Source organism: Verrucomicrobiia bacterium, from assembly GCA_035629175.1.
Classification (GTDB): domain Bacteria; phylum Verrucomicrobiota; class Verrucomicrobiia; order Limisphaerales; family DASXHY01; genus DASXHY01.
On the sequence record DASPIL010000002.1, the window covers coordinates 1 to 7,528 of the forward strand.

Below are 7,528 nucleotides of genomic sequence, written 5' to 3' on the forward strand. Positions count from 1 at the left end.
GTATTGTTGTTGGGTAATCATCTGGCTGCCGAGTTGAGGAGGGCTGGCCTGCGGCCAGCCTCCAACTCGCTGCCAAATGCTACCGGCTCACTGGTGATTTTTAATTGGCATTACTGGTGAAAAATAATCGTCACTGTCCACTTCTGTGCGTTTTAGAGGAAATTTCTGCAGGAAGGCGGCTGACGATTGCTCGTCAGCCGTGTGTGGTGGGCTGCGGCGAAGATCGCCGGAGCAGTGATCATCGGTTATCGCGGCTGAATGCGCTGAATGATCGTGGTGCGCGGGTGGCGCTTCGCCGTCCCGGCCTTTACAAACTGTCCGGTGATCGCGCTGCGTTCGACAACCCATGATTTCCGTTTCGATTTCATTTGCTGATCGAATTGAAGTTTGGACGCGGGGAACAGGAAGGCGGCGTGCATTTTAACCCGCCTTCCGTTCCCCAGTGTCCCCTGTTTACAGCGACATGCGCGAGACCGGATCGCTCCATTCGCTGGTGCCATTGCTTCCAATCGCACGCGCCTGGACCGTGTAGGTCGTTCCGGGGGTGAGATCGGTCAGGACGATCTTGCGAGGGTGGGTAAAGATCCCGACAACCTGCCAGCCATTTGTCCCGTAGCTCATGCGAACCTCATACGCACGGGCGGCGGGAACTGTCTGCAGACGGACCGCCATGCGGGTGGTCTGAGTGTTCTCGACGGTTTGAATGACGGGTTTGGTTACATCTCCCATTGGCCGGGGGACACCTGCCGGCTGGAACCCGGAGGTCAACAGCGTGGGCAGGTCGGGAGCCGTATTTTCCACATAGGTCGCGAGAAGCCCGAGCATTTGCTCAAGCTCCTTGCGGGCCTCGTTGCGCTCTGCGATTTCCTTGCGTCCGCCGTTGAGCGCGGCTACGAGTGCTTCGCTGTACCGTGTCAACGCCGCCAGGAACTTGTCCAGAGGCACGAACGGTGCAGGGAATGCCGGGTTATTGGTTAATGCAGTGAAGATGCTCTTGGCGAGCATTTCCAGAGCCGCGGTGGTGAGGCGCGGGAAACGGCGGGTTACTTTAATTTTCATACGAACAGGACCGACAATCCGCCAACAAAAAGCTGAGCGTCCAGCGAACAGTCCTTCGACCGTCGATCCATCAACACGACGGATCCTCAAGCCCGGCGGACACAGCACATCTCTGTGCTGATTATTGATTTACCGTGGGGGACTCGGCCGGCCCTCGAGGCAGCCCGGCTATTTCCTTGAGGGCCGCATAATGCATAACCCTTGCCAACCGGAACAGTGGCGAAAAGGACGGCCAGCCGGAAGGTCGTCAGATTCGCCAAGTTGTTGAAAGAACGCTGGTTAGGACCGCGACGCTATGATTTCGGCAGCTATGCCCGCAAACATGGGCAGACGCGACTAACCTTATCCAATGTCATTTTTACCCCATCCTCGTAATACAGTAACTGGACGCAAACAGGACACAGCCCGAGTGCCTGACGCACAACATAAGAAAGAGATTACTAATTGCCATATTATTGTCATGTGTTACAAAAAAAGGAGTTAGATGCAGCCAAAGATTCATCCGCGGCCTGGAAAAAATGCGTTTGCCACAAAGAATCCATACGAGCGTCACAACTTAGACCATGCGCGAGGAGGCAGATGACCTGCGCAAAAGAACGATTCAAGCCATTAGGTTGCAATGGTGGTTTGACCCATCCTCATAACAATCGAGCCGCCAAGCACGAGTTGGAGGAACAGCTCTTATGCAACTTCCCAGGCGTTCTTCTATATGACGTGCTCGTGCACCAATGACACTGACAAAGATGTGGGATTTGACGGCATGATAACGCTGCAACGCACCGATTGTTTAGAGCAGGTTCCGTGAAGAAAATAAACGTGCTGCCGGGAGGGAATTCTGGCGAAGGGCAAAACCCGCCGCGCGGCTGCGTCGTGGAAGGCAAACTGGCTTGGTTGCTCCTGAGCGATCTGTCCCTTTCCACGAAGGGTGCACCCCTGTTCTTTTGCAGAAACGCTCTTATGGGATTACAGGGGCGTACGCCGTCGCAGAACAGATAGAGTTAGCTGTCCCCTTTCGGATTAGCCTGAGTTTCAGCAATACCGGTAAGGATCTCGTCGGCTGCTTTTTCTTCCGCCAGGTTTTCTTTCAAAGTGCCGGCAATATCGGATCCTTCCAATTGTTCAGCCCAGGCACAGAGGGGTCCCATAAGTGGCAATTTCAGAAGCTGTTTCTAGGGGCTGCAAACGTCTGCAAGTTCGTCGAGGAAGAATTCACGCAGATCATTATTTTCGGACTGGGGGTTGGGTCGAGGCAGCGCCTCGGCCGCCCTTTTGAGATTTCGTTCGTTTTATCATGCGAACACGTTGCTGTGCGAATGAGTTCCGCGCAATCGGGATAAAGCCGCTGCAAATCTTGCCTGCGTTGTTTTCTCCGTTATCTCTGCGTTCTCCTTTTCAATGTTTTCCCATGAGGCGTTTCTGATTTTAACCACTACACGAATCCCTGCTAATGCGCAGGTTTTGCTTGAAACCGTTTTGCTGCCGGCGGGACGGGGCGTTGAACAGGAGCCCGCAAAGGTGCGGAGGAAGACATTTGGGCGGATCCTTTGCCATGGTTTAGGTGGGCTAAATAGAAGTTGGCGTCCCTTTGGCTGACGGCGTGATCTCGCTTAGCTCCTTTGGGAGGACGATCCGAAACGGCGAGCTGCGGTTCGGCGGCAGTCGTAGCACTTGAGTGTTGCGCAAAAACCTCCGCGGCGAACACGAGCCTCAATCTTAACGGGCTGGCATCGCGGCCTTCGGATGAAAGGGTTCGCTGCGGAATGGGCAGTCCCAACCGGCAGCCGCTCCGTATCCTTCGGCGGATGACAAATCGCAGCCGACGGATGAATAGTCTCCGCCGATTGCAGGGAGGTCTCCGCGGACTTGAGCGACTTATTGTTAACTTGCAACGAGGTCCCGCCCGGCTGCACAGAGGTCTCGTCCCCGTGCAGCGAGCTCTCGTCCGCGTGCAGAGAGCTCTCGTCTGCGTGCAGAGGGGTCTCGGCCGGCGGATGATCGGCGCCTGTTTTTGTGCTTATTTCCGAGGAAATATGAAACATCCGGCTGCAGAGAGGTCTTGTCCCCGTGCAGAGAGGTCTCATCCGCGTGCAGAGAGGTCTCATTCGCGTGCAGAGAGGTCTTGTTCGGCTGCATTCGGTCGGAGTTCTGGGATGTTGGGTTCCAGACGCGGGGGCAACGTCCAAGGCGTCTGACAGGACCTATCAGCACGCCGCATCCCGGGGCAATCCTGCAGCGCAGGCCTCACATCCGCGCGCATGTCGTTGACATCCGGTGCAACTCGGGGATATCCGGCCGCAACTGGGTGACATCCGGCGGCAATAGCGTGACATCCGGCGGCTGATAGGTCTTGTCCGACGACAGGCAGGGCGCATCGGACGGCTGATGGGTCCCATCCGCTGGGAGTCACTTCACATCTATGCCAACTTTTTCACGGATACGGCTGACGCCAGGGACATTCTGCCCTTCGTGTAAAATGACTGCGATCGCTTTGAGAAGTGGGCAGCATTTGCCGCAGCGATGGTGAGCGGCACGTGGTCGTTACAGACATCGAACACCGACCGCTTGTATTCGCTGTCCGCGCTGCCCTTCAGATGCAGGCCCTTGGTTTCGGCGACGAAGACTTCCCGGAATGCTTCCTTCGACCCCTCGTCATCGCGCAGAGTGAAAATAAAATCGGCGAAATGCGGTGCCGCTTCCATCCCTGGACGTAATAATCAATCCGAGCCGGGTTTCGGAACCAGAAATAAAGCCGTTCCTGTCTGTCTAGATACGTTGCAACATTGTTCTCGAGACCGTTCAAATCTTCCTCTGCAACGAAATCAAAAAGGTTCATTTCAAACTGGTTGCCATCGACGCGATTGGCTTTTTGCCGTCGTGGTGATTCAAGGCAAGGACCGCATTGAGTGCCGCTTCGCGTCAAAAGCGAAAATCAGATCTTGTTTAGTCGTTACCCTTTCATTACACCGATCGTCAGCCACCTGGGACGGCAATGGCGGGACACGAACCCGTAGCTGTCAAACGCAGGCGGCTTTTTTGTTGCCTGCATTCGAGTCGTTCGAACGTATAACCTGGCGCGCGAATCACGCGGAGCCCAAGACTTTGTGAAGCGGCGGCTGCAACAACTTATCGGATGGTATTTAACGCTTTGCTTTGCGCTTGCTGGCGCGATCGGGACGAATCCCATTTTGCATCGGCTCGTCGAGCATGGGAATCAGGGACCTTCGCACATCCACGCGGGCGCCTCGGGGATTTTCATTCCGACTGCTGCTCGCCACTCGCACGCATCGCAGCATTCCCATTCCATTGACGACGGACACAGCCACCCGCGCTCGCATGCGCACGACCACAGCTCTGCGCACCCTCCCCACGAACACTCGCACCCGGAACGTTCGGTGGCGCACCATCACGGTTTTGCGTTTTCGAATCCGTTGCTTTCAAGGTTCTGGCGGGCGCTTCTCGAAACTGTCCTTGCTCCCTCTCGGCGCCCGGGCGGGGTTAGGGCATTTGATCGAGTTGCTCCTCTCCCCGTCCCTCTCCTCCACTCCGAGTGGAAGAGAGGGGGACCAACCCGCAGCACAAATTCCTCATCTTCTTCGCCAGAAGTTCCAGAGCATCACCATGACAGCCTCGCGCAAACGGTCGCCAATGGCTTGCTGGAGGTGTTGCTCGAGTCTCCGGTTCTCGCAACGCTGCACCTTGCAATTGCGTACGTTTCCGGTGGAGAACCCAACCCAATCAAAATTGCTTTCTGGGATCCGCAAACGGCCTCTCGTGCCCCGCCGTTTTGGCAGGGCTAGCTCGCTTCGTTCCCGCAGCTCGCGAGTGTGAACACGACGCCGTGCTTGGCATGGTCGTCGCTCTTGCCTCACTGTGCGAACGAACGAGAAGGCTCTTCCTCCATCCGACTATCCAGGAATCAGCCCTGACGGGCAACCGACGCGTGATCGCCTGTCGCGTTCACGTCTTGAGACGGCGTCTTTATACATCGCTGGGTCGAATAACAATCCGCGCAGGAAAGCCGTGGTCGCAGCGAGTTCACATCAATTTGAAATACAGTTTCATGAAATACAAAGCATCATCAGACGTTCGGGTGGGAAGGAAGAGCATTGTGCGGCGCAACCCTCTGGCGGGTGCCCGCGCAACGACCGTTGCCCTCATGTGCATGGCTTGCAGCGGCGTTCATGGGCAGGAGAACCCGGCGCCGGCGAGCAGCCCGGCTCGAGACGGATTCAATGAGCAGACCCGCCTTCCTGAAGTCGTGGTTCGCGGGCGCTCCGATAGTCTTATCGGCATTGCAGACGCTGCATCGCAAGGGACGGTGGGCGCGGAGCAACTTGACCAACGCACGTTGTCCCGCCCCGGCGAGGTGCTGGAGACTGTTCCCGGATTGATCATCACGCAGCACAGCGGCGCCGGGAAAGCGAACCAGTTTTTCCTTCGCGGTTTCAATTTGGATCACGGAACCGATTTCGCGACGAGTGTCGATGGCGTTCCCGTGAATCTGCCGACACATGGACACGGACAAGGCTACACCGACTTGAACTTCATCATTCCCGAGCTGGTCGAGAGGGTGAACTTCCACAAAGGACCCTATTACGCTGAGTTGGGTGATTTTTCGTCGGCAGGCGCTGCCGATCTGCAGTATTTCCGTTCGCTTGAGCAAAGCATTGCGCAAGTCGAGGGCGGCAGCTTCGGATATGCGCGCGGATTGTTTGTTTCCTCTCCAAAGGTCGGCGCGGGTCAGCTTCTCTACGGGTTGGAACTATTTCACAATGATGGGCCGTGGAAGAATCCCGATGATTACCGGAGAATCAACGGGGTGCTCCGTTTCAGCCAGGGCGACAACGCGTTTGGCTGGAGCGTGACGGGAATGGCGTATGCGGGCGATTGGAACTCGACCGATCAAATTGCGCGGCGGGCTCTCGACCAGCCTGCCTTCAATCGATTTGATTCCTTGAACACCAGCGACGGGGGCGATTCCCATCGCTATTCGCTGAGTGCTGAGTGGCATCGCGCGGATGAGAACTCCGCCACGAAGGTCATGGCATACGGTTTCTACTACGATCTCGATTTGTTCAGCGACTTCACATACTTCCTCGCCAGTCCCGAAGGAGACCAGTTTGAACAGAAGGACAAGCGTTGGGTGGGCGGCGTGAAGGCGAGTCACACATTCTTCGGCCAATGGATTGATCGAGAGATGGAGAACACGATTGGTCTTCAGCTCCGCAGCGACTCCATCGAAAATGGGTTGTTTCAGACGGTTAACCGGCGACGCACCGACAAGCTCGACCACGAAGGAAACGTGATTCCCGCAGTGACGCGGAGCGATGAGGTTTTTGAAACCAGCGTGTCGCCTTATTTTGAAAACAGAATTCATTGGCATGAGAAAATCCGGTCTGTGCTCGGTCTGCGTGCGGACTACTACCACTTCGATGTGGATGGCAACGATGCGGCAAACGATGGCGGGGAGGACGATGCCATTGTGAGTCCGAAGGCCAGCCTCATCATTGGGCCCTGGGCACAGACTGAATTCTATTTGAGCGGCGGCCTTGGATTCCATAGCAATGACGGCCGCGGCGTCGCGTCACCGGGTGATCCGGCTGATCCGCTGGTGCGGACGTACGGCGCGGAAGCAGGAGTTCGAAACACGGCGGTCTCCGGCCTGCAAAGCACAATTTCTGTTTGGTGGCTGGACAGCGATTCAGAATTGCTCTTTGTCGGAGACGCGGGGACGACGGAAGCGAGCCGTCCCAGCCGCCGCTACGGGGTTGAGCTGGCCAACTATTACAAGCCCGTGCCATGGCTGGCGTTCGATGGGGACATGTCGTTTTCGCACGCTGAGTTTCGGGATAGCGATCCGTCTGGAGACCACATTCCTGGGTCGATTGAAAGCGTCATCGCGGCGGGCATCACGCTTGAACAGCAGGGCGAACGCGGATTTTTTGGCGGGGTGCGCCTTCGCTATTTTGGGCCGCGTCCGTTGGTTGAAGACGATAGTGTTCGTTCTGCTGAAACGATTCTCTTAAGTGCGCGCGCAGGCTACCGTTTCAACAAGCATTGGACCCTTGCGGTGGAAGCGTTCAACCTGCTGGATCGCAAAGAAAATGAGATCGAGTATTATTACCCCTCGCGTCTGGCTGGCGAAGGTGCAGGTCCGGTCGAGGGCGGATACAATGATCGCCACTTCCATCCAGTCGATCCAATTTCGTTTCGCGTCGCATTGACGGCCCGGTTTTAAAATAAAGTCGTTTCAAAATCGCTCACGCCAACCAAATGCACAAGGATCAGCGCTGCGGCAATGCGTACCTGTGCAGGGTCATTCGTAGCTCCCTCTCTTCCGCTCGGAGCGGAGGAGAGGGCTGGGGAGAGGAGGAGTGTTTAAACCTGAAAATGACATCACGCTGCAGAATGAATCAGAGCACCCTCTCCCCCGGCCCCTCTCCCGCTCCTGCGTCGCAGGCGAGGGGAG

Annotated in this window: 5 protein-coding genes; 1 reads left to right on the forward strand and 4 read right to left on the reverse strand. The window is 56.5% G+C overall.

Annotation, left to right across the window (positions count from 1 at the left end; all coding sequences use genetic code 11):
* Positions 1–245: 245 nt before the first annotated feature.
* The 4 genes from VEH04_00510 to VEH04_00525 all read right to left on the reverse strand — a co-directional run bounded on the left by VEH04_00510 (position 246) and on the right by VEH04_00525 (position 3,758).
* Positions 246–368 carry a hypothetical protein gene (locus tag VEH04_00510; GenBank protein HYG21232.1) on the reverse strand — a complete coding sequence of 41 codons (123 nt, stop codon included), beginning with the start codon at positions 366–368 and terminating at the stop codon, positions 246–248.
* 85 nt (positions 369–453) lie between these two features.
* Positions 454–1,059 carry a hypothetical protein gene (locus VEH04_00515; protein HYG21233.1) on the reverse strand — a complete coding sequence of 202 codons (606 nt, stop codon included), beginning with the start codon at positions 1,057–1,059 and terminating at the stop codon, positions 454–456.
* 998 nt (positions 1,060–2,057) lie between these two features.
* Complete coding sequence (locus VEH04_00520) at positions 2,058–2,204, reverse strand: DUF892 family protein (GenBank protein HYG21234.1); 147 nt, start codon at positions 2,202–2,204, stop codon at positions 2,058–2,060.
* A 1,269-nt stretch (positions 2,205–3,473) separates the two neighbouring features.
* Entirely contained in the window at positions 3,474–3,758 is a 285-nt protein-coding gene (locus VEH04_00525; GenBank protein HYG21235.1) for a hypothetical protein, read from the reverse strand.
* Between the two features lie 1,361 nt (positions 3,759–5,119).
* On the opposite strand from VEH04_00525, the gene VEH04_00530 reads away from it, so the two are divergent.
* Positions 5,120–7,297, forward strand: a complete 2,178-nt coding sequence (locus VEH04_00530) for a TonB-dependent receptor (protein ID HYG21236.1) — start codon at positions 5,120–5,122, stop codon at positions 7,295–7,297.
* Positions 7,298–7,528 lie beyond the last annotated feature (231 nt).

Excerpts from the sequence above, each read along its gene's own strand:
- VEH04_00530 (HYG21236.1), top strand. The coding sequence starts at position 5,120 with ATGAAATACAAAGCATCATCAGACGTTCGGGTGGGAAGGAAGAGCATT.
- VEH04_00510 (HYG21232.1), bottom strand. The coding sequence starts at position 368 with ATGAAATCGAAACGGAAATCATGGGTTGTCGAACGCAGCGCGATCACC.
- VEH04_00520 (HYG21234.1), bottom strand. The coding sequence starts at position 2,204 with ATGGGACCCCTCTGTGCCTGGGCTGAACAATTGGAAGGATCCGATATT.
- VEH04_00515 (HYG21233.1), bottom strand. The coding sequence starts at position 1,059 with ATGAAAATTAAAGTAACCCGCCGTTTCCCGCGCCTCACCACCGCGGCT.
- VEH04_00525 (HYG21235.1), bottom strand. The coding sequence starts at position 3,758 with ATGGAAGCGGCACCGCATTTCGCCGATTTTATTTTCACTCTGCGCGAT.